28 protein-coding genes are annotated in these 23,361 nt (G+C 44.6%); 13 read left to right on the top strand and 15 right to left on the bottom strand.

Translation table 11 applies throughout. The features are described 5' to 3' along the window. Positions 1–141: 141 nt before the first annotated feature. The 5 genes from ihfB (at position 142) to VHA02S_RS04880 (ending at position 5,110) form a co-directional block, all read left to right on the top strand. Positions 142–426 (top strand): integration host factor subunit beta, encoded by a 285-nt coding sequence (gene ihfB / locus VHA02S_RS04900; RefSeq protein ID WP_005444856.1) that lies wholly within the window; start codon positions 142–144, stop codon positions 424–426. Between the two features lie 140 nt (positions 427–566). Next, positions 567–860, top strand: a complete 294-nt coding sequence (locus VHA02S_RS04895; RefSeq protein ID WP_005444857.1) for a lipopolysaccharide assembly protein LapA domain-containing protein — start codon at positions 567–569, stop codon at positions 858–860. Positions 861–878: 18 nt separating this feature from the next. After that, positions 879–2,054, top strand: coding sequence for a lipopolysaccharide assembly protein LapB (gene lapB, locus VHA02S_RS04890; RefSeq protein ID WP_005444858.1), 1,176 nt, complete (start codon positions 879–881; stop codon positions 2,052–2,054). Between the two features lie 83 nt (positions 2,055–2,137). After that, positions 2,138–2,839, top strand: a complete 702-nt coding sequence (gene pyrF / locus VHA02S_RS04885) for an orotidine-5'-phosphate decarboxylase (protein ID WP_005444860.1) — start codon at positions 2,138–2,140, stop codon at positions 2,837–2,839. Positions 2,840–3,262: 423 nt separating this feature from the next. Further along, a complete protein-coding gene (locus tag VHA02S_RS04880; RefSeq protein ID WP_038898656.1) occupies positions 3,263–5,110 on the top strand; it encodes an extracellular solute-binding protein in 1,848 nt (615 codons plus the stop codon). Positions 5,111–5,200: 90 nt separating this feature from the next. Here the strand turns inward: VHA02S_RS04880 and VHA02S_RS04875 are convergent, their stop codons facing one another. Genes VHA02S_RS04875 through VHA02S_RS04855 form a run of 5 tightly spaced genes read right to left on the bottom strand, consistent with a single transcriptional unit; the run spans position 5,201 to position 8,962 of the window. After that, entirely contained in the window at positions 5,201–7,261 is a 2,061-nt protein-coding gene (locus tag VHA02S_RS04875; protein ID WP_009698469.1) for a heavy metal translocating P-type ATPase, read from the bottom strand. Then, positions 7,258–7,578 carry a hypothetical protein gene (locus VHA02S_RS04870; protein WP_005444865.1) on the bottom strand — a complete coding sequence of 107 codons (321 nt, stop codon included), beginning with the start codon at positions 7,576–7,578 and terminating at the stop codon, positions 7,258–7,260. The genes VHA02S_RS04875 and VHA02S_RS04870 overlap by 4 nt, the downstream gene beginning before the upstream one ends. Beyond that, entirely contained in the window at positions 7,568–7,873 is a 306-nt protein-coding gene (locus VHA02S_RS04865; RefSeq protein WP_005444866.1) for a magnetosome protein MamC family protein, read from the bottom strand. The genes VHA02S_RS04870 and VHA02S_RS04865 overlap by 11 nt, the downstream gene beginning before the upstream one ends. Then, on the bottom strand, positions 7,866–8,633 hold the full coding sequence (locus VHA02S_RS04860) for a YtxH domain-containing protein (RefSeq protein ID WP_038898655.1): 768 nt from the start codon (positions 8,631–8,633) through the stop codon (positions 7,866–7,868). Before VHA02S_RS04860 ends, VHA02S_RS04865 begins: the two co-directional genes overlap by 8 nt. Next, positions 8,630–8,962: an HMA2 domain-containing protein gene (locus VHA02S_RS04855; protein ID WP_005444868.1), complete on the bottom strand. Its 333-nt coding sequence runs from the start codon at positions 8,960–8,962 to the stop codon at positions 8,630–8,632. The genes VHA02S_RS04860 and VHA02S_RS04855 overlap by 4 nt, the downstream gene beginning before the upstream one ends. Before the next feature lie 224 nt (positions 8,963–9,186). Between VHA02S_RS04855 and VHA02S_RS04850 the strand changes: the two genes are divergently transcribed. Next, positions 9,187–9,465, top strand: coding sequence for a hypothetical protein (locus tag VHA02S_RS04850; protein WP_250160380.1), 279 nt, complete (start codon positions 9,187–9,189; stop codon positions 9,463–9,465). Positions 9,466–9,553: 88 nt separating this feature from the next. Here VHA02S_RS04850 and VHA02S_RS04845 read toward each other — a convergent pair whose 3' ends face one another. The 8 genes from VHA02S_RS04845 to VHA02S_RS04810 form a co-directional block, all read right to left on the bottom strand. Then, positions 9,554–10,006, bottom strand: a complete 453-nt coding sequence (locus VHA02S_RS04845; protein WP_038898654.1) for a hypothetical protein — start codon at positions 10,004–10,006, stop codon at positions 9,554–9,556. A gap of 107 nt (positions 10,007–10,113) precedes the next feature. Beyond that, on the bottom strand, positions 10,114–10,353 hold the full coding sequence (locus tag VHA02S_RS04840; RefSeq protein WP_005444872.1) for a hypothetical protein: 240 nt from the start codon (positions 10,351–10,353) through the stop codon (positions 10,114–10,116). A gap of 159 nt (positions 10,354–10,512) precedes the next feature. Next, entirely contained in the window at positions 10,513–10,995 is a 483-nt protein-coding gene (locus VHA02S_RS04835; RefSeq protein WP_009698463.1) for an SRPBCC domain-containing protein, read from the bottom strand. Between the two features lie 84 nt (positions 10,996–11,079). Then, complete coding sequence (locus VHA02S_RS04830) at positions 11,080–11,859, bottom strand: hypothetical protein (RefSeq protein ID WP_038898653.1); 780 nt, start codon at positions 11,857–11,859, stop codon at positions 11,080–11,082. 221 nt (positions 11,860–12,080) lie between these two features. After that, positions 12,081–12,650: a PqiC family protein gene (locus VHA02S_RS04825; RefSeq protein WP_009698461.1), complete on the bottom strand. Its 570-nt coding sequence runs from the start codon at positions 12,648–12,650 to the stop codon at positions 12,081–12,083. Beyond that, positions 12,650–14,296, bottom strand: a complete 1,647-nt coding sequence (pqiB, locus tag VHA02S_RS04820) for an intermembrane transport protein PqiB (RefSeq protein ID WP_009702050.1) — start codon at positions 14,294–14,296, stop codon at positions 12,650–12,652. Before pqiB ends, VHA02S_RS04825 begins: the two co-directional genes overlap by 1 nt. After that, positions 14,289–15,620 carry a paraquat-inducible protein A gene (locus VHA02S_RS04815; protein WP_005444882.1) on the bottom strand — a complete coding sequence of 444 codons (1,332 nt, stop codon included), beginning with the start codon at positions 15,618–15,620 and terminating at the stop codon, positions 14,289–14,291. The genes pqiB and VHA02S_RS04815 overlap by 8 nt, the downstream gene beginning before the upstream one ends. A gap of 175 nt (positions 15,621–15,795) precedes the next feature. Continuing rightward, complete coding sequence (locus tag VHA02S_RS04810) at positions 15,796–16,701, bottom strand: LysR family transcriptional regulator (RefSeq protein ID WP_005444884.1); 906 nt, start codon at positions 16,699–16,701, stop codon at positions 15,796–15,798. Positions 16,702–16,840: 139 nt separating this feature from the next. Between VHA02S_RS04810 and VHA02S_RS04805 the strand changes: the two genes are divergently transcribed. From VHA02S_RS04805 to VHA02S_RS04775, 7 genes are all read left to right on the top strand, one after another. Beyond that, a complete protein-coding gene (locus VHA02S_RS04805) occupies positions 16,841–17,254 on the top strand; it encodes a hypothetical protein (protein ID WP_005444886.1) in 414 nt (137 codons plus the stop codon). A gap of 66 nt (positions 17,255–17,320) precedes the next feature. Continuing rightward, positions 17,321–19,432, top strand: a complete 2,112-nt coding sequence (locus VHA02S_RS04800) for a protein-disulfide reductase DsbD family protein (RefSeq protein ID WP_038898652.1) — start codon at positions 17,321–17,323, stop codon at positions 19,430–19,432. After that, positions 19,429–19,941, top strand: coding sequence for a protein disulfide oxidoreductase (locus VHA02S_RS04795; RefSeq protein ID WP_009700000.1), 513 nt, complete (start codon positions 19,429–19,431; stop codon positions 19,939–19,941). The genes VHA02S_RS04800 and VHA02S_RS04795 overlap by 4 nt, the downstream gene beginning before the upstream one ends. A 107-nt stretch (positions 19,942–20,048) precedes the next feature. Continuing rightward, positions 20,049–20,678 (top strand): class I SAM-dependent DNA methyltransferase, encoded by a 630-nt coding sequence (locus VHA02S_RS04790; RefSeq protein ID WP_038898651.1) that lies wholly within the window; start codon positions 20,049–20,051, stop codon positions 20,676–20,678. A 102-nt stretch (positions 20,679–20,780) separates the two neighbouring features. Continuing rightward, positions 20,781–21,191 carry a hypothetical protein gene (locus tag VHA02S_RS04785; protein ID WP_038898650.1) on the top strand — a complete coding sequence of 137 codons (411 nt, stop codon included), beginning with the start codon at positions 20,781–20,783 and terminating at the stop codon, positions 21,189–21,191. 192 nt (positions 21,192–21,383) lie between these two features. Further along, complete coding sequence (locus VHA02S_RS04780; RefSeq protein ID WP_009698451.1) at positions 21,384–21,752, top strand: hypothetical protein; 369 nt, start codon at positions 21,384–21,386, stop codon at positions 21,750–21,752. 4 nt (positions 21,753–21,756) lie between these two features. After that, positions 21,757–22,080 (top strand): helix-turn-helix domain-containing protein, encoded by a 324-nt coding sequence (locus tag VHA02S_RS04775; protein WP_005444913.1) that lies wholly within the window; start codon positions 21,757–21,759, stop codon positions 22,078–22,080. A gap of 60 nt (positions 22,081–22,140) precedes the next feature. Here the strand turns inward: VHA02S_RS04775 and VHA02S_RS04770 are convergent, their stop codons facing one another. Then, on the bottom strand, positions 22,141–22,650 hold the full coding sequence (locus VHA02S_RS04770) for a GNAT family N-acetyltransferase (protein ID WP_005444916.1): 510 nt from the start codon (positions 22,648–22,650) through the stop codon (positions 22,141–22,143). A gap of 107 nt (positions 22,651–22,757) precedes the next feature. After that, positions 22,758–23,297: a TetR/AcrR family transcriptional regulator gene (locus tag VHA02S_RS04765; RefSeq protein ID WP_005444918.1), complete on the bottom strand. Its 540-nt coding sequence runs from the start codon at positions 23,295–23,297 to the stop codon at positions 22,758–22,760. Positions 23,298–23,361 lie beyond the last annotated feature (64 nt).

Genomic DNA, 23,361 nt, shown 5'->3' with positions numbered 1-23,361 from the left:
AATGTTGATAAACTATGCTAAAAAAAGACATTTTTTGATTGCGCATTTTGTGTAAAATTTGTCTAGAATTGATAGCAAGTGTTTGTTGGAATTAGTATTACTTACTATAATGAGTGATAAAGATACTCAAAGAGGGCAACTATGACTAAGTCTGAACTGATTGAAAGACTCTGCGCTGAGCAAACACATTTATCAGCGAAAGAGGTAGAAGATGCTGTAAAAGATATTTTAGAGCACATGGCTTCTACACTAGAGAGCGGTGACCGTATCGAGATCCGTGGCTTTGGTAGTTTTTCTCTTCATTACCGCGAGCCTCGCGTAGGTCGTAACCCTAAAACGGGCGATAAAGTGGAGTTGGAAGGTAAATACGTTCCTCACTTCAAACCTGGTAAAGAGCTTCGTGAACGTGTAAATATGGTTGGCTAAGGCTCTCTTATTAGTTTGAAAAAGCGGCATACTCTCGTGTATGCCGCTTTTTTATAACTAGATTATTGGTAATATACATGGTCTGAAGAAACATTTTACTGCATAATCTTACCTACTTACTCCTCGAAGGGTGATGTAACATGAAAATTATAAAAATCGTTGCTGTTTTAGCTCTCTTTTTAATTGCACTGGCTTTAGGTTCTCAAAACCAAGAGATCGTGACTTTCAATTACCTTTTAGCGAAGGGTGAATTCCACTTATCAACGCTACTAGGTGTGGTCTTTGTGGTTGGCTTTGCTCTGGCATGGGTTATCTTTGCTAGCATCCAATTCAAGACTCAACTTCAGGTTCGTCGTCTGAAAAAGAAACTTAAAAAGTATGAGCCCGCTGAAGCAGAGAAACCTGCTAAACCAGCAGTAGCAAAACAGGCATAAGGATAAGGCTTAACTTTAATGCTTGAACTACTCTTCTTGTTATTGCCGATAGCCGCCGCCTATGGTTGGTACATGGGGCATCGCAGCGCTCAGCAAGACAAGCAGAAGCAATCTCATCAGATATCCCGTCAGTACGTGACGGGTCTTAACCTGCTTTTATCTGATCAGTCAGATAAGGCGGTTGACCACTTTATTGAATTGCTCCAAGTTGATAACGAAACGATAGATACACACCTAGCGTTAGGTAATCTTTTCCGTTCTCGTGGTGAAGTCGACCGTGCAATTCGTATCCACCAAAACCTGATTTCCCGTTCTGGTCTGACTCTGGATCAGAAAAACCTTGCTCTCCAGCAACTGGCGAAAGACTACATGGCTTCCGGCTTTTTAGACCGTGCCGAGAAGATCTTTGAGCAGCTAGTTGATGAGCCAGACCATCGTGAAAGTGCCCTTCAACAGTTGGTGACTATTTACCAACAAACCCGTGAGTGGGAAAAAGCGATTCACTACGCAAACCAGTTAGCGAAAATGGGCAAAAAACGCACTCGTATTCGCGCTAACATTGCGCACTTCTGGTGTGAGCTGGCGATGCTTGACCAAGCGGATGGCAATACCAATAAAGCCATTCAACATTTCAAGAAAGCACTTTCAGAAGATCCTAAATGTGTCCGTGCGAGTATTGCTCTTGGTCGCGTGTACTTGGAATCAGAAGACTACAAACACACCATCAAATACCTGACTGGCGTGCTTGAGCAAGATAAAGACTTTATTAGTGATGTACTGCCAACAATTGCCGAGTGTTATCACCACCTTGGTCAAGAAGATGAGCTGGTGGAATTTTTACGAGCATGTATCGATAAGAAAGCCGGTGTATCGTCTGAATTGATGTTGGCACAGTTAGTTGCGCACCATGAGAGTGTGGGAGCCGCACAAGAACTACTAACCAAACAACTATTGAAAAACCCAACTATGAAGGGCTTCTACCGCCTTATTGACTACCATATTGCAGAAGCAGAAGATGGTCGTGCAAAAGACAGCCTTTCTACACTACAAGCGATGGTTGGTGAGCAATTAAAAGTTAAACCGCACTACCGATGCAGGAAATGTGGTTTCTCCACTCATTCCCTTTACTGGCACTGTCCATCGTGTAAAGGGTGGGGGACGATCAAGCCAATCCGAGGATTGGACGGTGAATAATTTTAATGCAGCTGGCAGAGTTTCTGTCCGCTGCATTTTTTTGACCTTTATTTAATAAGAACCAAAAACAGTTAGGAGATGAAATGATCGACCAAAAAGTTATTGTCGCACTGGATTATGATAACCAAGCTGATGCGCTTGCGTTTGTAGACAGAATTGATCCTGCGTCATGTCGCCTTAAAGTAGGCAAAGAAATGTTTACGCTATTTGGTCCTGATTTCGTACGTGAGCTTCATAAACGCGGTTTCTCTGTATTCCTAGATCTGAAGTTTCACGATATCCCGAATACGTGTTCAAAAGCGGTTCGCGCAGCAGCTGAACTGGGCGTATGGATGGTGAATGTACACGCAAGTGGTGGCGAGCGCATGATGACAGCATCGCGTGAAATTCTTGAACCTTACGGTAAAGACCGCCCGCTACTTATTGGTGTGACAGTGTTAACAAGCATGGAGCAGAGCGATCTTGCTGGAATCGGTCTGAACGTCGCTCCTCAAGAGCAGGTTATTCGCCTAGCAACTCTGACAAAGAACGCTGGTCTTGATGGCGTAGTGTGCTCTGCGCAAGAGTCATCTCTACTTAAAAATGAACTTGGAAAAGAATTTAAGCTAATCACTCCAGGTATCCGCCCAGCAGGTTCTGAGCAAGGTGATCAACGCCGCATCATGACGCCAGTAGATGCAATCCAAGCGGGTTCTGACTACCTTGTAATTGGTCGTCCGATTACTCAGGCTGTGGATCCTGCATCGGTCCTTAAGTCAATCAACGATAGCTTAGCAAATATGTAATGTTGATTTGAACCGAACGAAAAAGGTGAAGTGGGAACGCTTCGCCTTTTTTGTTTTTGCTGCACTGAAAAAATAGAGGTAGCTGTAATTGATATCGTTTTGCCTTGACTGTATGGCTAATGGCACTGCTAGGTTCACACTTTGCTAACATAAACCGCTGTGATACTCGGAAAGTGCAACCATGTGTTATGGATGGGTTGCGTTACAAATGTGTAACGAATACTATGGAGTGGATGCATTCACTGCGTTGTAAGGTCAGGATGACCTAGTGAAACTCTCTGATATTTATACGGAAGTGAACAGGACTTCACTTTGTATTCGCTCCCATTATTTCCTTTACTGTGTATTAAACACAGTCGCTTCGAGATTCACTTGTTGTCGTTCTTCTGGTCTTACTGCGCAAACACGACAAGGAAGAAAACAATGATAAAAACTCTGCCATTCTCGGCATTGGCAATGTTAATGGCGAGCAGCTTTCAGTTAAATGCTGCGGAGCTACCTGCTGACATCGAATGGATTTCGAATAATAACGAGCCTCTTTTCGCTTCTGATGAAGCTGTACGAGGCGGCACTCTGCGCACATATATGATGAGCTTTCCACAGACTCTTCGTAGCGTTGGTCCTGATGCTAACTCAGGTCTACGTCACTACTTTATGGATGGCGCACCTAAATTGGCACAGCGCCATCCAAACACCGGTAAATGGATCCCACAATTAGCCAAAGAGTGGGCGTTCGGTGAAGATAATAAAACAGTTTACTTTAAGCTGGATGAAACCGCTAAATGGTCAGATGGTGAGAAGATCACCGCAGACGACTACGTATTTATGATGAAGTATTACACTTCAGAAGACATCATCGATCCTTGGTACAACGACTTCTTTAAAAACAGTATTGTGAGCGTAGAGAAGATTGATGAATACACAATTCGCGTTAATCTTTCTGTTGCGCAAAGCCACGACTCTCTCATGGTTTTGATCAATATGCCAAGTAACGGCTTCCAACCTCGTCCAGAACACTTCTTTGAGGGTGAAAAGGACGAAAACAAAGACGGTATGCCAGATAACTTCGTCCGCAAGTTCAACTTCAAGGCAGAACCGACCGCCGCCCCTTACTACCTTGATAAGATCAAAAAGGGTAAGAGTGTTACCTTTAAGCACGTTGGTGAAGATTGGTGGGGCTATAACAACCGTTATTACAAAAACCGTTACAACGTAGACAAAGTACGTATCACTGTAATTCGTGACCAAGACATCGCGATGAAGCACTTCGAAAAAGGCAAGCTTGATTACTTTGATATGGTGCTACCTAACCTTTGGCACGACAAAACAAACAGCGATGGCTACACCAAGGGTTATATCCAAAAGTATTGGGGCTTCAACCAATCACCTCAAGGTGCGGGTGGTCTGTGGATTAACACAGCAATGCCGATGCTAGGCAATATAGAAGTACGTAAAGGCATCATGGCTGCAACAGACTACGATGGCATGATTGAAAACATCATGCGTGGTGATTATTCACGTAAGCCACACGGTTTAGGCTTTGGTCATGGTGAGTATGATGATCCAAACAATACACCACCAAAATTTGATCCAGCAGAAGCGGTTAAGCATTTCGAGAAAGCGGGTTTCGATAAAATAGGGGCGGATGGTATTCGTGTTAATGACAAAGGCGAGCGCCTAAGTTTTGCGATTACTTACGGTTACAATTCTCATACTCCTAGAATTGCTTATCTAAAAGAACAAGCGAAATTAGCGGGTCTTGAGTTTACCCTTAACCTTGTTGATGGCTCCTCTGCGTTTAAATACATCCTAGAGAAAAAGCACCAACTGGCATTCTTAAATATGGGCTCAGGTGAAATCCCAGCATATTGGGAATACTTCCACTCAGCGAATGCGAACAAGCCGCAAACGAATGCACATACGAACTACAGTAGCCCTGAGCTAGATAAGTTAATTGAAGCGTATGACAACGAGTTTGAACAACAAAAGCGTTATGACTTGTCACGTCAGATCCAGAAGTATGTTGGTGATGCAAACGTGATCGTCCCAGGTTACATGGTACCTTATACTCGTGTTGCACATTGGCGCTGGCTGATTACACCAAAGGATGCAATGACCAAATCCACCGAGAGCATGTTCCATCCAATGGATATTGGTAACTTCTGGATTGATAAGTCTGTGAAGAAAGAAACAGAGAAAGCGATGAAGAGTGGCAAAGCGTTCCCAGAAGTGACAGTCATTGATGATCGTTACAAGCTTTCATCAAACTAATGCTCTCCCTTAGATAATAAAAAGCCCCGATACTCGATTGAGTCGGGGCTTTTCTCATCGCTTTCAGGAGTCTTTTCTTAAAGCGTGCATTTATCCATGTCTAAGCGCTGCAGAGCGACCAAGGATAGATAATGTTGTGCCGTTATGGAGTAGAGCACTCATCGTTGGATTGAGCCAACCTAACGCAGCAGCAAGCATGATTCCGCTATTCACGTATTCTGCGATCTTGATGTTAGAGTTGATCACATGCATGGCGATATTGGCAAGCTCACGCGCTTCTGCCAGTCCGTATAGCTGATCACGAAGAAGCACGACATCGGCAACTTGGCGGGCAAGTTCAGTACCTCGACCCATTGCGACACCGACATCCGCTGCGGTTAAAGCCGGCGCATCATTTACGCCGTCACCAACAAACATAACAGTGCGTCCTTCAGCCTGAAGCGCTTCAACGATAGTTGATTTCTCTGAAGGGACTGCTTCAGCGAAGACTCGATCTAGTTTCAGTTCATCAGCAAGAATGCTGGCTTTGAATTGGCTGTCACCAGTAATCATGATCAGCTCTTTGACACCAAACTGGTGCAGTGCATTTAGCGTGTCTAATGCATCTTCACGCAAGTGATCGCGTAAGCCAATCATGCCGATCAACACATTTTGATGCGAGATGAAGATAAGGTGACGACCTTGCGCTTCATACTTTTTGATCACATCTTCAAATGGTGTGAAGTCAACACTCTCATGCACTTCTAAGAAGTGGCGACTGCCCATTACCAACTCATGATCATTCATGGTGCTCTTGAGACCATGGGCAATCACGTATTCCACTTCACCGTGCTCGATGTGTGGTAGTTGATTGTGTTTTGCCGCGTTTACCACAGCCTGAGAAAGTGGGTGGTTGCTGTGTTCTTCGACAGACGCTGCAATAGCGAGTAAATCACGAGCCGTGTTGGAATCGCATAATGGAATCACATCCGTTACCTGCATATCACCATGAGTGAGCGTGCCCGTTTTATCAAACACACAGGTGTCTATTTTTACCAATTTTTCAATTGCGCTGCCGCCTTTGAACAAGATCCCTTGTTGTGCCGCACGGTACATGATGGATTTGAAGGTTACTGGCGTACTGAGTTTGAGCGCACAGGAGTAATCTACAAGGAATACAGACGCGACGCGGTTAATATCCTGAGTTAGCGCAAAGACTGCGGCTCCGATACCCAAGGTAATTTTCACGCGGCGGTTTGCCATGTCTTGTGTAACCTGCTGAATTTCGCTCTTTTCACTCAGCGAGTCATAAATCAGTTTGGCAATTTTTGCGGTGGTCGCTTCGCTACCGACCTTGTCGACGCGAACTTGAATTGTACCTTCGTGCACGCTAGTTCCAGAGTAGACGACAGCACTTTCCTCACGACGAACTGGCACATTTTCACCAGTCAAAGAGGATTGGTTAATCAGTGCTGCCCCTTTGATGATAGTGCCATCAACAGGAATAGACACACCAGGAGCCAGCTCAATGACATCACCAACGTCAAGCTCCGTTGAGTTCACTTGTGTGCGTTGTGTTCCGTCTACGCGCCAAACAATCGATTCCTGAGGACGCATCAAATCAGCCAGTAGTTGATCACTGTTGCGACTGGTCTTTTGCTCCATGTATTCGCCAAGACTGATTAAGCTTTGCGTCATCATCGCAGTACGGTAATCACCGCGCCAAGCCGATAAACCAACAGCAATTGCATCTAAGACTTCAACAGAAATGTTCTTGTCTTTTAGATCGCTGACCCCTTCAAATAAGGTTGGAGCAATCAATGTTGCGGTTGATAGTGCTCCCCATTTGTTGGGCAGTAAAGCCGCCGCGATAGTGCCAATCACGTTCATGGCAATGTCGCCACGCGTAAACTTGTGTTCTGCTTCTTCTTGAGTGGCTTCTGCTAAATCAAGTTGGCTTAGACGTTCTTCAACCGTTTTTGCTTGTAGCAGTTGTGTGTCATATTCGACGACAACAGATTGAGCAGACTCATTGACCCGCACAGCACTGATGCCTTGGATTGCCATTAAACTGGTTTCAATCCAAGTGCCGACATCTTTGTGATGCCTTAATGCTGATGCTTTAAAGCGGATCCGACCGGGAAAGTGATGCTTTACCTGAATCGAGATCATTCTTCGCCTTTGTATAGGTTACGGTAGTATTCCAGCTCTGCTTGTGTGTCTTCTAAGCGTTCTTTAAGCTCTTCTACTTCACCACGGACTGCGGACCAAGCTTTCTCACCAGTAGTCGTAACACCTTGCTGAAACTTTTTGTTTGTCAATAGGTAAGCAACTGCTGCCCCGGCTGCCATACCCATCATAAAATGCGTTTTTGTGTTTTGCTTTTTATATGGTTGCTCTGCAGCCTGCTGTTGTGGATCCACTGCTTGGTTTTGTTGCTGTGGGTAGCCGTAGTAAGGGTAACCGTAGTATGGGTTGTTATTGTTCATCTTTAGATTCCGAAACTTGATCCATTAAGTAAAGACCCGCTGCACCTACGCTGAGAATTGTCAGCATAGAGAGTGCAGGGCGACCGGCCATTTTTTCTGCCACATACGTTGTCGCACCAGCGATTGCTGCAGTCTTAAGTGCAGATTTTGCGGCGCTGGTAGCCATTTCATTAGTGTCGATATTGCCCGCTTTATGCTCTTTCCACTGGCTGGCAATTGTCGCGCTGCCACCTGCGATAGCACCGACTAACATGGCACGATTGGCAGAACTGAGTTTATTGGCTGAATTACTCATGTTCTTTGATAACTGGTTGACCGTTTTCACCTTCGTTTTCTTCACTAGGTGCTTTTTCGGCAACTTCTTTGATTGCAGGTTCTGCTTTGTGACGCTCTACAGATTCTTGGAAGCCTTGTTTACCCGCAGCATAAGTCTCTTTAAAGATTTCACTTCCTGTCGACACGTTCTCTTTCACTGCACTTGCAGTGTTTACGGCGCCTTCTTTTACGCTTGAACCACCAGATTTCAGCATGTCGCCAGCACCTGATATCAAGCCCATTAGTTTGCCGCGCACATTTTCATTGCTTAATAGAAGTGCTGCTGCAGCGCCTACCATAGCGCCTTTCCAAAACTCTTTATCGTTCATACCGAAAGTTCCTAATATCTCTTTAAACATGCCTGCTTCTTCACCGAGAGCGCCTTCTAGCATCGCCTGAGCTTGCTCGAATAATGGATCGCTTTCTGGTGTTTCAGAGGTTTGAGGTGGTTGTTGAGGTTGCTGTGGGTGTTGCATCATCCCCGCATGCGGCCAGTGTGGGGGCGGTGGCATCATTCCCGGGTGGAATTGTGCGCCCATGCCCGGTGGCATTTGGTGAGGATGACAAAATGCAGGATGTGGGAAATGCGGCATCATACCCATTTGATGAGGCATCATCATTGGTGGCATTTCACCGTTTTGCATGCTTGCCATGTAAGCATTCGCCATTTCCTTTTGCATTTCCATCATGGCCTTGAAGTAGGCTTCGTATGGATTTGCGTTGTTCAATGAGTCACTCATGAACGTTCTCCATCTAAGTCTAGTTGCTCAGCTATCGCGTAGCATGCTCGTTCAGCAACCTCTTTTGACTCCGAAAACAACGCGTCAATTGCTTTGGGGTTGACTGTTGTTGGGTCGTATTCAATGACGATACTGCCCGTCGCATTATTCAACTTATAGTTTTTGAATGCCGGAATTGAAGAAATGGCTTTCTCGATGTCGTCACTTCGGAAACTGGCAAGATGCGCTACGATGCCGAGCTTGTATTTGAGTCTTACTCTTCCCGGGATATGGTGGCCAATCGATACCCACTTTCTTAGTTTTAAGGCCTGGTCGACGTACTGTTTCATAAAAAAATTATACGGTAAGCGAGGTCAGATTCATTGAGAAAAAGGATCATGTGACGAACTAATTACAAATGCTTTGCGCTTAATCAATTTCAATGCTACTGTTGAAAAAAGTAATGGTTATCATTTGGATTGGCGCTAGCATGAATACTTACATTCACAAGACAAATCATAGGCTTAGGGTTCGTTCTGACTATATTAAAGATCACCCCAAAGAAGTCGAAGAATTGATTTGTCAGTTGGAAGGGATTGATGCTGTACGTGAAGTAAAGCATAAGAAATATGCAGGATCTGTAGCGATCAGCTTCGATAGTCGTGAGCTAGATTGTGACAGTTTGATGGAAATTCTAGAAAGTCATCATTGGACGCTAAGCAGCGAAAAGCCTTCTTTTGTTGAGAAAGCAATGGTGAGCGGAACAAAGAGTCTAGTGAAAGGATTAACAGGGATCGCATTGACTCGTATCGTTGGTCCATCAGTCAGCCGAGTTATCATGAATTTGGCATAAGCGGTTGAGAAAAAAGAACATTAAAAAGCCCGGCATCAAGTCGGGCTTTTTTGATCAAGTACGTTTGGCTATCGCTTTACTTGTGACGTTAAGCACTAAGCTTAAACTTCTTCGCTGCGCACTTACAAATGCCATTCGAGAGAGCTGGGCAACGCTTGCAAGGTGGTGATTTCAAGGGCAAATGACCGACTGATTTAACTGAAAATGCAGGTGTTGAATCGTTCGCTGACTGTTTTGATAACGGTACTGAGGGTTTTTTAGGCGCAGTGGTGAAATCAACGACACCGCCAGCATCGTTAAACCAAGATAATAGTGGATTGAGAGGAGCTGCGAGCTCATACGCTGCACTCATTACAGCTTGGTTTGCGACGCCTTTCAGCTCATTAACGAGTTCACTTTGTGAAGAGAAAGTGTGAGATTTTGATGTGGCAGGGCTGCCTAATGCGTTGTTCTTTAAAGCACTAAGCTGTTTATGTGAAGAAGAAGCCATTTTTCTTACGGTTTTCTTCTTCAATTTTTTTAGCGCTTTCTTCGCGTTCATTGCAAAACCTCATACGATAACTGCCGATAATTTAACAGTAATGCGATTAAAAATAAATCTCATTTAAGGTTTGAAAGCGCAATTTTTTACTTTAGCTGGCTTGGTTTCTAAGCAACTAAGTAAGAAGCCTCTAGTAGGTAAGTTTTAGCATCGCCCAACAAAGCAAATTCTTTGTCGATAGCTTTAAAACGCTCATCAATAGAGTCCGTTGCCACAATTTGGCTAAAGGCTTGTACCGAGAAAGTTTCGTTAGACTTAAAGAATTGATGCACATTTTCCAATTGGACTTTATGTATGTGCTCCACCTTGCTTAATGCGGTGGTTAGATCTGAAATGTTAATCGACATTGCTGCTCAAGCGCCTTATCTATTGACCATTAGGTCATAGGATTGGGGATTTATAGTTTTCGCTAAGGGTATCCTAAGCGACGTGCTTCAAACATGATTGAGATCAGGCTGAGCGCATTTATTGAGCATATTAAGTAGCAAGTAGAGTGTATATTTTCATTATTTCTCGCAATTGCCGTGAGATTGGCGGCACAACTCTTCTAACCATTTTAGGTGGTACTTTCTTAGCTGTTTTGGTGCAAAGTATTTTGTAAGCCAGGTCATTCCACCGCGTTGGGTACTTTCCGTTGTAATACAGCAACCTGTTTTTGTCGGCTCTAAAACCCAAGCGTGGTACATATCAACACCTCCTTTTTTACCTTTCCATGCCAAGCGTTGATTCAAGGTGTATTCGACTACTGTGCAGTGAAAATCAACCCAAGATGTTTTCCAACGAAACATGGTGTTTTTGCATAACGTGCTATCGCCACTTAAGATCTGAACCATGGTTTTAGAGTGACGCCATGCCGGCCACTCAGGAGCACGAACTAGATGTTGCCAAACAACTTCTGGTGGTTCAGGGATCTCGATTTGGCTGCGTACGTGTATATGAGAATGTTTAGGGTGGTAATAATCTGGCCAGATAACTTCCGATTTATTCATCATTAAGCTTTGCCTAAGTGAGAAGGTTATTACTAGCTTAGAAGATCCTGCGTTAGCGTGCTGCAGCACCTTATGTTGAGGGGACTAAAAATATAGTCCAAGACCAATAAGAAAACCATGAGAGGCAGTATCGTATTCGAAGGTTCCTTTATTGACATAGTCCACCCAAGTCGATTTGTAAGCCAGGTTAATGTCCGACCAATCGTTCATGTGATAACGCAAGCCTATTTGTGTCGCATAAGTAAAGTTCGTATCTGCTCCAAGACCAGCGTCTAAGCTTGCATGAAAACGCCAGTCTTTAGTGAGATTGTTTAACCAACGCACGCCCACTAAGAAATCAACCCAGTCCTCTTTGATGTTTAATCTGTCTACGAGAATGCGGTTATCGTTACGGTAGACTTTACCTTTGATGTCGTTATCCCACCAACGTAAGCCAAACATGTAATCAATCATGCCAAATGAATGGATTTCTCGTTGGAACACTTTTGCTTCAAGTACGCCTTGTCTGACGTCCAGATCTGCACGATAAGTAACATTAGGTAAAATGCCAGATAGATTATTCGCACTGCCATTTAGATCCATAAAGCTGTAATCGAGGTAATAACCCCATTTATTTTTGTACACTCCTTCAAGCCTTGCCATCGCACCAATATCAAGATGATCCATGATGAACTTAGGATCTACGTCAAGGTCAGTTGAGAAATTCCCCATTGTGGAATCGCCATTAATATTCAGAGCCTGCATGTAGATTTCAACACTATGCTGCCAATGGCTTGGTGACGAGTATGTATCGTCTGCCATTGTAAAAGGTGCAATCAGATAAGAAGAGAGCAGAGAAAGAACCGGCAGGATTTTCTTAACCATATCAACGTCCATATTTTAATTAAATGAGTTGCATAAAGATTAGCGTAGGGCATGGAGTGGGGTAATTCAAAAACGACGACTAACGGAAACGCTTTATTTCACTCACAGTATCGCTAGATATGGCTTAATAGTGTTTTCTCTGGATGATGTTGAGAGAAGAGGGCGATTAGAGATTTGAGGAAGAAAACGCCCACTCCTCAATTGGAGTGGGCGAGAGAGTTTTATAGTTGAGCAGCGATTTGATCAGTAAGGTTATTCAACCCAGCGGAAAGCGCGTCAACAAGCGCATCATAACCTTCGTCTTGTAAAGGCAGTTTGATTGTTACAGGTGCACTGTTTTTCACTTTGCCATTCGCATCAATGATAAGCCATTCGCCTTCAATTTCTGCGTTTCCTTCATAGCTACCATTAAACTTACTCAGCGATAACTGAAGTTTACTTTGGTCACTTTGGTCGAGTAAGTTGTTCACTTCTACCGGCCAGTATTGGCTTTGCTTAGCACGTAGATCATCAATCATGCGTTGAGTAATTTGCTCAGAGATACTGTGCGCCCACTGGTTGTGTTTTGCTTGAATGATTTGAGTCTCAGATGTTCGGTACACAATGCCACTGTCAGCAAGATAGCTTGCTAGTTGAGCTGGACGAACAACAAGCTGTGGACGTTGTGCAATCATGGTGTCGCTGATTTTCGCTGAGCTTGCTTCAGGCAACACATACAATGCCCCGGTGTTTTCTGGTGCACTGCTACAACCTGCCAATAGGGCAGAAATCAATAAAAGTCCGCGTTTCATTATTTTTGCCCTCTAACAGGAATTGGATCATTCACTTCATCTTCACCAAAGACCAATGAGTTTGGTTTTTCATTTAGTTGCTTAAGAACGGGCTTGAACTCCGTCATTACCTGCTCCAACTCTTTCAATGTGGACTCCATCTCACTATACATAGTGGAATTCGGGCCATAACCATCCAAGGTTTTCTGCAACTGTTCTAAGCTCTTGCGAATGTCTTGTGGAATGGCTTTGGTATCGTCTTGGTTAAGCAATTTGTCGACACTGCTTGCAACGCGCTCAGCAGAAGCGAGAGTGCGCTCTGATGTTTTCAGGGTTTTATTTAATGATTGAAGCGTCTCTTCCATCGGTAAGCTATTAATTTTGGTCAGGAAGTCATTTACTTGGCGTTGTACTTGAGCGAACCCACCTTGTTTGGTCGGGAATACGTCTAAGCCTTCAAACTCGCTTGGGACGTATGGGTCTTCATCAGGATAAAAATCGGTATCAATGTACAATGCGCCAGTCAGCAGGTTGCCGGTTTTTAGTGTTCCACGAAGCCCTTTAGCAAACTCTTCTTTCAGTTTCTGTTTGAAAAGAGGTAGCTTGTCGGCAGGCAAGTCGTTGTACACGCGTCCAAGTTCAATACGAACTAAGACAGGAATTTTTTTCGCAGAGAAATCTTCGTCTGGCGTTGGCATACGCATTGGCACTTTCATTACAGTACCGATACGTAGACCGCGATATTCCACGGGTGCTTTACGTTTAAGACCACGCACTGACTCTTCAAACATCATGACAAACTGGATGTAGTCGTCGTACATGCCTTCACGCACTTGCTTGACGTCATCGAATAAACGGAAGTGCGTCATATCCTCTTTGACTTCATCTCCCGCCCCTAAGCCTGGTAAGGTATCAAAGACAACCCCTCCAGTGATTAAGCTTTCAAGAGAGCCAAACTTCACCTCAAAACCTTCGGCGTTCAGTTGTAAGTCAACACCTGAACTTAGCCAAAAATGAGTCTTAGTGCGCACAAGGCTGTCGTATGGTTTGAAGATAAACAGTTGGTACAGTGCTCGGCGAGTATCCACGTCAAAGCTGGTGGTTTCTACACGCCCAACGGTGAAGCCTTTGTAAATCACCGGATCGCCAACGCCGAGTTTGCCTGCTTCGCGGTGGGTCAAGACAATGCGTAGACCCTCTGCATCAGGGGAGGCAACGGGTGGAACGTCAAGTACGTTAAAGTGTTCCTTTTCAACTTTGGAGTTGCCTGGTTGCAGCTGGATATAGGCACCGGAAAGTAGCGTTTCTAAACCAGAAACTCCCTCCCGACCAATACGCGGTTTGACGACCCAAAACATCGAATCTTCACGCAGCATACGATCGGCATCTTTGTTCATTTGTGCCGTGGCAATAATGTGGTCGTAATCTTTGCTGAGCTTAACATCTGTGATCACTCCCACTTTTACATTGAGTGCCTTGATTTCAGTCTTGCCGACTTCAATGCCTTCTGCTGTTGGTAGCTTCAGAGTGATTTCGGGACCAGTACTGTTGATGTATTGAAACAACATCCACGCTCCCATCGCCAGTGCAAGGATCGGGATGATCCAAATTGCAGAGACCTGCTTTTGCGGTTTTATTTGAGCGGTTGCTTTGTTCTCATCACTCATATTTAGCTTTCTCAGTTAAGTTATTCGTCATTGGCTTCTGCGCTTCGTTTTGTGGTAATTGCCATAACAAACGCGAGTCAAAAATCATGGCAGAGAGCATGGTGAAAATGACCACTGCCGCAAATGAAAGGGCAGCAGGACCAGGGTAGATCGCCATTAGGTTTTGCAGTTGTACTAACGCAACCAAAATCGCGACCACAAAAATATCAATCATTGACCAGCGCCCAATAAACTCGGTCATTCGGTACACTTTTAAACGCGAGATACTTTCCTCTGGTGGCAAGTATTGAGCTTTCTGCGCGTTGTAATAAAGCCATGCTAAGGCGAGCATTTTTGCCATAGGAATGAAGACACTAGCAAAGAAAATAACGGCAGCGATTGGGTAGGAGCCTAGTTGCCACAGCAGCACCACACCCTCCATGATGGTTGAACCTTCGGAATGACCAAGGCTAACGGTATACATCATTGGATAAAGGTTGGCTGGAATGTAAAAGATGATAGAGGCAAACAACAGTGCCCATGCTTTCTGTAAGTTATTCGCAGGATTGTATTTATGAACTGGGCTATGGCAACGAAGGCACTTTTGATGTTTAGTATCTTCGATAGGGTTAAGCTGATGGCACGTGTGGCAACCAATGTGATTATTGTCATGGTGCGTATCACCTTCTTTCACATTTGGTAGTTCGATAGATGGGATGAAATGCCCCCATAGCCAGCTCTTATCTACCATAGAAATACACTTCACCACCAAAACTGTGTACACACAGAATGCCCAGAATGAACTGCCCATGCCTATCTCAGCCAGCGAAGCAATCTTAATTAGGCTCACTAATACGCCAATTAAAAAGACATCGACCATCAACCAAGGTTCGACTCTAAACAGAATTCGACACAGAGTCTTCGCCATGCGAATTTGTTTTTTACTCAATGGATGCTTGAGCGACTTCAAGGCTTCAAGGTGAAGGAAAAGAATCAAACCGACGTAGATAGCGGGAAGGATGACAACGGTCGCAAGTAATAAAGCGCCAAGGAGCGCATTATGAAATTCCGCTAGCATCTTCGCTGCGTGCATTAGAGTGATTTCTTGAGATAAACCTTGAACGCTGAACGACATGAATGGGAAAGAGACACTCAAAACTAGCATGATCAAACAAGCGACCGAGACAGCAAGAACGCTTTGATACGGTTTCGCGTTGATTTTAGTTAGCGAATGCTCACAGCGAGGACACTGTGCTTTTTGACCTTGTTCGATATCAGGAATACGAACGACCAAGCCGCACTCTTCGCAGGAGATCAATTGACGTGAATTAGGTTGGGTGCTCATTCATTAATTATTTCGTACTTTTAATAACTAAGAATAACCCTTTTTCACGTTATGCGCTTGTTTTTGCGGGATTGTTTACACGTTTCTTACCTGTTTAATGCAAAACCAGCCTTAGAGACTGGTTGTTGCGTTATCCAGAGAGGGTGAGGAGCGACGAGACGCTCTAATGTTCGTTTTAAGCTTTCGCGTCTTGTTCAAACTTGGCTTTGATGAAATCAATGAAGGTTCGCAGACGTTTAGGCTGGTAGCGGTCACGATGGAAAATCGCTGACAGAGGTACCGATGGGATTTCCCATTCTGGCATCACTTTGACCAACTTGCCTTGCTCTACTTCTTTGTCACAGTAACTTAAGGGTACGCGAATAATGCCGTTACCGTAGAGTGCGCCCATCACAAGAGCGCGACCATTCTTACAACGTAAGTTACCTTTCACTATCACGTCACTGTGTTCAGTTGGTGTAGCAACGTTACGGTAGCTCCAACGCGTAACTGAGCCTGTGAGAGTACGGTGTTTCGCCAGCTCTTTGGGGGCGACTGGTTCGCCATGTATTTTAAGGTAACGTGGGCTCGCGAGTGTGACCATGTCGATCATCATCAACTTACGCGCAACGAATCCAGCGTCTTCCAGTTCTCCCATACGAATAGCAACGTCGAACTGGTCTTCGATCAAATCAATTCGAGGCGAAGAGAAGTCCAAATCCACAAATACATCTGGGTATTCCAACATGAATTCATTGACGTATTTAGCGACGATGTCTTCGCCGATATAACCGCCGACGCAGTTCACTCGGATCAACCCTCGAACTTCTTGAGTATCGTCGACAGCGGCAATTAATGCTTGGTCGATATCATGCAGTGCTTTTTCGCATTCTTGGTAAAAACGTTCACCGGCATGAGTCAAACGCAATGTTCGCGTAGTTCGAGTGAGTAGAGTCACGCCCATTTGCGCTTCGAGCCCACTGATTTGGCGAGATACATGGGAACGCGATACTGAAAGGGCTTCTGCCGCTTTGGTGAAGTTGCCCAGTTGAGCAATCAAAACAAAGGAGCGAATATCAGCAAGATTAACTTTATTGAGCATGTTGAATTATTTACGGAAATGGTAGTCATAAGACTATCATAATTAGCTACCAATGAGAGCGGCGCAGAAAATTCATACCACTTGAGGTTTATATAAACTTGCGTATGATTCCCGCCAACGATTGACAATCAAAACGAATATGCTTGCATCCACTTCACAATCTGCTGCATCCCAACATCAAGGGAAATGGCTCCTAGCTTTGATTGGCTGGGTGATTGTGGTGTGCCTGTTGAAAAACTCCGGCTTGATGTTCAGTTGCGCCATGCAATATGACTCGAACACGACCTCGGTGTTGGTTGATGGGGGGCGAGTTAATGATGTCACAAAGATTGAGAGAGCCGACAGTGGGCACGATACGGGTAAATGTGAGTTATCTGAAAAACTGATTCAATTTGCTCAACAGCAACTGGAAACCATGGTTGTTGTACTGTTTATTGGTCTCTTCGTATTAGCCGTGTGGCGCTGCTGCGCATTTGCTAACCAAAGGCAATGGACAGAACCGATAATCCATAAGTATCGGGTCCATCTCACCCTATGTGTATTCCGTGAATAACAAGTGATTTCTGACGAGTATTTTTCCGTCAGTAATTTCTACACTTGTTTTTAACTAGGAATCACTATGAACCACATTAAAAAAACAACTCAAGCTGCGGTTATGATCTTCATGACGTTAGCGCTGAGCTTATTCTCGTTATTTGCCCAAGCACAGACGACAGACACCGGGTGGCTGACCAACCCTCAACATCCACCTGTACAGACGCGCTTTGTACTTACCGGACAACAAGATCCCAATACCAACACACTTACTGGTTATCTTGATGTCAAACTCACCGGCGATTGGAAAACCTACTGGCGTTCACCGGGTGAAGGTGGCGTCGCGCCTTCTATTGATTGGGAAAAATCACAAAACCTAACCAAAGTGGATTGGCAATGGCCGTACCCGCAGAAATACGAACTGCTTGGTATTGAAACGCTGGGTTATAAAGGTGACACCGTTTTCCCAATGACGTTGCACGTCGAAGACATGAATAAACCAGTGACGATTGATGCGACGCTGACACTGTCTTCGTGCACGACCATTTGTGTCCTGACGGATTATCGCATTCAACTGTCTTTCCTACCTTCCGACTTACAAGTTGATGAAGGAGTGATGTTTACTTACGCGCAAGCAGTGAGCAGTGTGCCTCAGCCTTCTCCTTTTGTTGAAGTTACGCAAGCAAACTGGGATGCGAGCCAATCTAAGTTGCAAATCAAACTGACCAACTCACAAGGATGGCAGAAGCCAGAAGTGTTAGTCGATGGTGTCGATGAAACAACGAGCGATTACAGCTTCAAGTTGGAAGGGCTGCATCAAGAGGGCAATACGCTTACCGCAAACTATTTAGTGAATACTTGGTTGGGTGACGTAGAACTGGATAACCAATCGCTTTACGTCTCAATCAAAGATAACAACCTACTGGCGCAAGAAACCGCGCAAGCAAAAGCGGGTGTTATCACGCAAGCTTTGCCAACCACTTCACTGGTGAACATATTCTTGTTTGCGCTACTAGGCGGCTTGATTCTGAATATCATGCCTTGCGTACTACCAGTACTAGGTATGAAGTTAAGCAGCATTGTGGCCGCACAAGGTGTTGAACGTCGCCAAATTCGCACTCAATTCATCGCTTCTTCGTTAGGTATTCTGACTTCGTTCTGGCTTTTGGCTGGGTTTATCTTAGTGTTGAAGCTGACAGGTAATGCTATCGGCTGGGGTGTGCAATTCCAAAGCCCTTGGTTCTTAGGCTTAATGCTGCTGGTGACCGGATTATTTGGCGCCAACATGCTTGGTTTGTTTGAAATTCGCCTGTCTTCAGGTACGAATACTTGGCTAGCGTCGAAGGGCGATAACTCGCTATTTGGACACTACGTGCAAGGAATGTTCGCGACTCTGCTTGCAACGCCTTGTTCTGCGCCTTTCTTAGGTACCGCCGTTGCGTTTGCACTGGGTGCGGACGTAGCAACGCTGTTTGCTATTTTCACCGCACTGGCATTAGGCATGGCACTGCCTTGGATCTTAGTCGCTATCTTCCCGGGTATCGCGTTGAGGTTACCAAAGCCAGGGCAGTGGATGAATGTCGTGAAAATCGTATTCGGCATCATGATGCTGGCAACCAGTGCATGGTTGTTGTCATTGATGGCGAATCACTTACCAGTATTTTGGGTCATCTTAATCGGCTTGGTTGCATTCATCGTTATTATGGCGCGTGTCAAGCGAGTCTACGGTAACAAAGCGCTGGCAGTGTCAGGTACGGCATCGCTCATCTTAATCGCTGGTGGACTGATGCTAGGCAGCATGACAGCGAATCATTGGGCAACCCCATTGCCTGAAGACTTGGCTTGGGAAAAGTTATCGAATGAAGCGATTGCGGAACACGTGAAAAATGGTCGCGTAGTATTTGTGGATGTGACTGCTGACTGGTGTGTCACTTGTAAAGCCAACAAGATCGGTGTGATCTGGCAAGATCCAGTTTACTCATTGCTGCAAAGCCCTAATGTTGCGACGTTAAAAGGCGACTGGACGCATCCTAATAGTTCAGTCACCGATTTCTTAAGAGCACATGGTCGTTTTGGTGTGCCATTCAACATAGTTTATGGTCCTGCTGCACCAGAAGGTATTCCTTTACCAGTGATTTTGACTGACGATGTTGTGGTGAAAGCCATTGAGCAAGCAAGCGGAGGTGTGATTAAGTGAACACCGTAAAAAAGCGCAAGTCGCTGAAATATTGGCTTGGTCAAGCGCTACAAATCATCCTCATGGTGACTGTTATATCGGTCGCGATGGATTGGTACCGCACCAAAGACATTCCCAAAGAGCATGCGCCGCCTCTTAGTGCAATCATGGCGGACGGTGAGTTCGTCGATGTGATTGCCAAAAGCCATGACGAGCCTGTTGTCGTGTATTTTTGGGCAACGTGGTGCCCTGCGTGTAAGTTTGTTAGCCCTAGCGTGAGTTGGTTGAGCAACTATTATGAAGTCGTTGCTGTTTCTGGTGCCTCTGGTCCAGAAGAACGTGTACAAAAATTCATGCAGGCAAAAGACTACCAGTTCGATAATGTCAATGATCCCAAAAGCACCATCATGCAAGAATGGAGCATTAGCGTAACTCCGACTATCTATGTTGTAAAAGATGGGAAGGTAAGTTCAATTACAACGGGTGTTACCACACCAGTAGGTATTTTAGCGAGGATCTGGATGGCTTAAATCAATGCGTAGCACGTCGACTTTTTTCACGTTTTTACAAGGACATAAGTGTATAGGTGAGTAGGGCGTGCTACATTGGCAAGCGTTCAAGAATTCAAGGAGGAATCATGGACGTTGCCAAAATGTATGATGAAGTATCTGAGCGCTACCAAAAGTTAATTGAAGACAGCCAATATGTTGGCCCACGTTGGGTCGACGGGAAGCTAAAAACACTCAATCTACAGCAAGGCTCAGCCCTTGATTTGGCTTGCGCCACAGGCAGCATCGGGGAAGTCATAAAATCTCATTACCCTGATGTCGTTCTACATGGCTTGGACATCTCCTCCAATATGGTGAACAAAGCGCGCGAAACCAACTTATATCAAAGCGTCAATGTTCATGATCTTGACCAACCTTTTTCCCCACTTTTCAATCAAACCTTCGACATCATTACCGCTCTCGGATTCACGGAATTTCTCGTCGATCCCCAGTCGCTACTTCAATGTATTGCTGAGCTGCTAAATGCTGATGGGCGTTGCTTTATCAGTTTCCAATGTCACGACCCAGATGGAAAAGATCTGCCGAGAAACACCTACAGTGGCACAGTCGTACACACCGCTTACACCGAGAACGAAGTTCGCGAGTTCAGCCAAAACACAGGGCTTAAAGTCGTATCGCTTGAAAATCTTGTCGGTTATACATCAGGTGCAGGTTATATATGCCGTTACCTGCTCTTAGAGCTACGAAAGCCAAGTTAATCAATCAAATAAACAAGGCGTGCTGAAGGAATACACGGTATTTCCTGCGTTAAGTATGTTTCCGCAGGACTGTTTAAGTATGCGGTTTAAAAGGGGATAAGCATGAAGTGGACGCTATGGTTTATTGCTTTTATCGCGGTAGAAGTTATGGTAAAAGAACCACTTAGAGTTGCGATCAATCAAGCACCGTATTCCGCCGTTTTACGGCTCACGAGTTTTGAAGAAATAAAGCAAGGTGTTGATGCATACTACGAAATTCAAGCTGACGTACTCGAAGAGATTCGAGGGAATTTTTCGTCTCACATATCTTTCAAAATGTATGCAGCGAAGGGAGATGAGCCAAATTTAGGAGCTGCAGCATCGATTATTGTGCTCTGTCATGATGACCAAGGGTATTTTTGGCCCGGCACTGGTTCTGAGTTTAAGGCGAGTAAGCAAAATATCGCTATCGCTAAAGAGGCGGCTGAATATCAAACTGAAGAACAAGAGTTGTTTTCTCTATGCCCGCAATAGTGGATATTGAACCACGGAGACGGCAGAGGTTTGTCCTCAAGTTGATTACTTAACTTATTGAAAATTAAGAACTGTCATACCATTGTCGCCATGGTGTCACATGACAAAAAGGCGACTGTCGTCTGTGCGTCGTTTTTATAGTGTCGATCTTGCGGCACGATGTGAACATCATTGAATGAATAGGGATATGTGATGCAAACAGGGAAAACAATTTTAACCAGCTACTTTGAATGGAAAGGACATGACATTACTGTCCAAATCTCAATGTTAAGTGGCAAAGAGTGGGTTTACGTCGATGGTGAACTCGTATCCCAAAAGTCCAATTGGTACTTTAAATCCAGTCATATGATTGAGATTGAAGGAGAGAAATTAGAAGTCCAAATTTGCCTAAACGGTAAGTGGATGATAACGGTCTTCCTAAAAAAGGGTTATCGAAGTATTGATGAGTATGAATTTGGGCTAACTCATCTCCAAATTCTCAAAGGCATTGGTGTTGCTTTTGCATGTGGTTTGCTTGTTGGTTTTGTCACTATCGCTGTGTTTTTTGGTGGGAAAGGGTGAATGGATGCAATTAGATACCTCAAAAATTCGCCACCTAAGGCAGCACAAAGCATGGACCCAACAACAACTCGCCGATATCTGTGGGTTAAGTTTACGCACCATACAACGTGTTGAGCTTCACGGAAGTGCTTCTTTGGAGACGGGGCGTTCTCTGGCGGCTGCATTTGATACCGAATACACGGCACTTTTGGTCAATGCTAAACCTGATAACTATGGGAGTAACGAACCTTCATCTTTTAGCTATTCTCCTAACCTTATATTAATTAGTGTAGGAATGTTTGTATTCGGTGTATTGGTCGGTGCACTTGCAATGCTCCTATTAAGATAGATTGGGTTACACCGCATGCCCAAAGCAATGTGCTCTGGGCATAACAGATTGATTTTGATATTAGACGACTTGCTCGTCTGGATGACTCCACATCAATGGATCAGAAAAAGGTCCCTTGATGGATGAAGTGGACTCACCAACCCCAGTTAACGCGTCTGCTGTTAACTCTCGTGCAAACCAGCAATCTAAAGGCGCATTGGACGGTACAGGTAGTAATACGCTGTGAGTCGTGTTGTAACGATTCGCATAATGCATCGGATCGCCCATTACAAAGATAACGTCAGCGTTTAACTGCTTTTCTGCTTCTTCCATCAATCTTGTCGCATAACCTTTGCCTTGGAACTCAGGTAGTACCGCAAGTGGTGCAAGTACATAGCATTTTAGGTGTGGTGCTGCGTCAATCACGATAGGGGTATAGCAGGCGTGTGCTACGCCTTCGTAGACGATTGAAAAGCTGCCATCTGCAATAAGATTGTCGGCAAATTCTGCATAGAGTTTGGCGTGTCTCTCATCATATAGCCCACCGGCTTTCGCGAACGCTTCGTATTGAATTTGATAAGGTGTATTCATTGGTTTCTCCTTAGTTTTTATATTTAATTTATCAACCGACTGACCGTGCAGTCGGTTGGTTCAAGCAAAAAAATCACGCAACGAGATGTGCATGATTTTTGGTTGGTTTAGCAGTACTTTTTGATGAACTCTTGCCTGATTTCTTCGATAGGGAAGTCCTCATTGAGTAAATAGTTCATGGCAATACCATCGATCTCCGCGATGAACATTTTTGTCACGACAACAGGGTTCGGGTGCCCCAGTGAGCGAAAAACTTCTTCAGTGGATACTTGTAAACCTTGGTAGCGTTCGTCTATCAGATCGACAACAATCGCTCTGGTGGTCGGGTGAACCATCACACTAAAATTGAACTGATAAATCTTGCGGTGTTCAGGAACGGTCATACCATCGAAGATCGAGTGGATCATTGCTTCTAAGCGATCGTCATTCTCTGATACGTGTTCATCACTCTTATCTGTTTCTTCGATAATCTGAGTTATATGAACAAAAACTTCTCTTAACAGTTCGTTTTTATTTTTGAAGTGGTGAAACACCAAGCCTTTTGAAATTTCAGCCTTCTCACAAATGGTGGAGACGGGCGTTTTCTCAAAACCATGTTCCGCAAATAACTGCGTTGCAACTTCAATGATCTGTTGTCTTTTGTCCATAGTACTCGCTCTAAATACCGACTGACCAATTGGTCAGTTTTGCGAATGATAGTGTGTTTTTTGA

It is taken from the genome of Vibrio harveyi NBRC 15634 = ATCC 14126 = KCTC 12724 (assembly GCF_001591145.1).
Classification (GTDB): Bacteria; Pseudomonadota; Gammaproteobacteria; order Enterobacterales; family Vibrionaceae; genus Vibrio; species Vibrio harveyi.
This window is presented reverse-complemented; position numbering and strand designations above follow the sequence as displayed.

Bases quoted from the DNA above. Each gene is read 5' to 3' on its own strand.
- ihfB (WP_005444856.1), top strand. From the start codon at position 142: ATGACTAAGTCTGAACTGATTGAAAGACTCTGCGCTGAGCAAACACAT.
- VHA02S_RS04895 (WP_005444857.1), top strand. From the start codon at position 567: ATGAAAATTATAAAAATCGTTGCTGTTTTAGCTCTCTTTTTAATTGCA.
- lapB (WP_005444858.1), top strand. From the start codon at position 879: ATGCTTGAACTACTCTTCTTGTTATTGCCGATAGCCGCCGCCTATGGT.
- pyrF (WP_005444860.1), top strand. From the start codon at position 2,138: ATGATCGACCAAAAAGTTATTGTCGCACTGGATTATGATAACCAAGCT.
- VHA02S_RS04880 (WP_038898656.1), top strand. From the start codon at position 3,263: ATGATAAAAACTCTGCCATTCTCGGCATTGGCAATGTTAATGGCGAGC.
- VHA02S_RS04875 (WP_009698469.1), bottom strand. From the start codon at position 7,261: ATGATCTCGATTCAGGTAAAGCATCACTTTCCCGGTCGGATCCGCTTT.
- VHA02S_RS04870 (WP_005444865.1), bottom strand. From the start codon at position 7,578: ATGAACAATAACAACCCATACTACGGTTACCCTTACTACGGCTACCCA.
- VHA02S_RS04865 (WP_005444866.1), bottom strand. From the start codon at position 7,873: ATGAGTAATTCAGCCAATAAACTCAGTTCTGCCAATCGTGCCATGTTA.
- VHA02S_RS04860 (WP_038898655.1), bottom strand. From the start codon at position 8,633: ATGAGTGACTCATTGAACAACGCAAATCCATACGAAGCCTACTTCAAG.
- VHA02S_RS04855 (WP_005444868.1), bottom strand. From the start codon at position 8,962: ATGAAACAGTACGTCGACCAGGCCTTAAAACTAAGAAAGTGGGTATCG.
- VHA02S_RS04845 (WP_038898654.1), bottom strand. From the start codon at position 10,006: ATGAACGCGAAGAAAGCGCTAAAAAAATTGAAGAAGAAAACCGTAAGA.
- VHA02S_RS04840 (WP_005444872.1), bottom strand. From the start codon at position 10,353: ATGTCGATTAACATTTCAGATCTAACCACCGCATTAAGCAAGGTGGAG.
- VHA02S_RS04835 (WP_009698463.1), bottom strand. From the start codon at position 10,995: ATGAATAAATCGGAAGTTATCTGGCCAGATTATTACCACCCTAAACAT.
- VHA02S_RS04830 (WP_038898653.1), bottom strand. From the start codon at position 11,859: ATGGTTAAGAAAATCCTGCCGGTTCTTTCTCTGCTCTCTTCTTATCTG.
- VHA02S_RS04825 (WP_009698461.1), bottom strand. From the start codon at position 12,650: ATGAAACGCGGACTTTTATTGATTTCTGCCCTATTGGCAGGTTGTAGC.
- pqiB (WP_009702050.1), bottom strand. From the start codon at position 14,296: ATGAGTGATGAGAACAAAGCAACCGCTCAAATAAAACCGCAAAAGCAG.
- VHA02S_RS04815 (WP_005444882.1), bottom strand. From the start codon at position 15,620: ATGAGCACCCAACCTAATTCACGTCAATTGATCTCCTGCGAAGAGTGC.
- VHA02S_RS04810 (WP_005444884.1), bottom strand. From the start codon at position 16,701: ATGCTCAATAAAGTTAATCTTGCTGATATTCGCTCCTTTGTTTTGATT.
- VHA02S_RS04805 (WP_005444886.1), top strand. From the start codon at position 16,841: ATGCTTGCATCCACTTCACAATCTGCTGCATCCCAACATCAAGGGAAA.
- VHA02S_RS04800 (WP_038898652.1), top strand. From the start codon at position 17,321: ATGAACCACATTAAAAAAACAACTCAAGCTGCGGTTATGATCTTCATG.
- VHA02S_RS04790 (WP_038898651.1), top strand. From the start codon at position 20,049: ATGGACGTTGCCAAAATGTATGATGAAGTATCTGAGCGCTACCAAAAG.
- VHA02S_RS04785 (WP_038898650.1), top strand. From the start codon at position 20,781: ATGAAGTGGACGCTATGGTTTATTGCTTTTATCGCGGTAGAAGTTATG.
- VHA02S_RS04780 (WP_009698451.1), top strand. From the start codon at position 21,384: ATGCAAACAGGGAAAACAATTTTAACCAGCTACTTTGAATGGAAAGGA.
- VHA02S_RS04775 (WP_005444913.1), top strand. From the start codon at position 21,757: ATGCAATTAGATACCTCAAAAATTCGCCACCTAAGGCAGCACAAAGCA.
- VHA02S_RS04770 (WP_005444916.1), bottom strand. From the start codon at position 22,650: ATGAATACACCTTATCAAATTCAATACGAAGCGTTCGCGAAAGCCGGT.
- VHA02S_RS04765 (WP_005444918.1), bottom strand. From the start codon at position 23,297: ATGGACAAAAGACAACAGATCATTGAAGTTGCAACGCAGTTATTTGCG.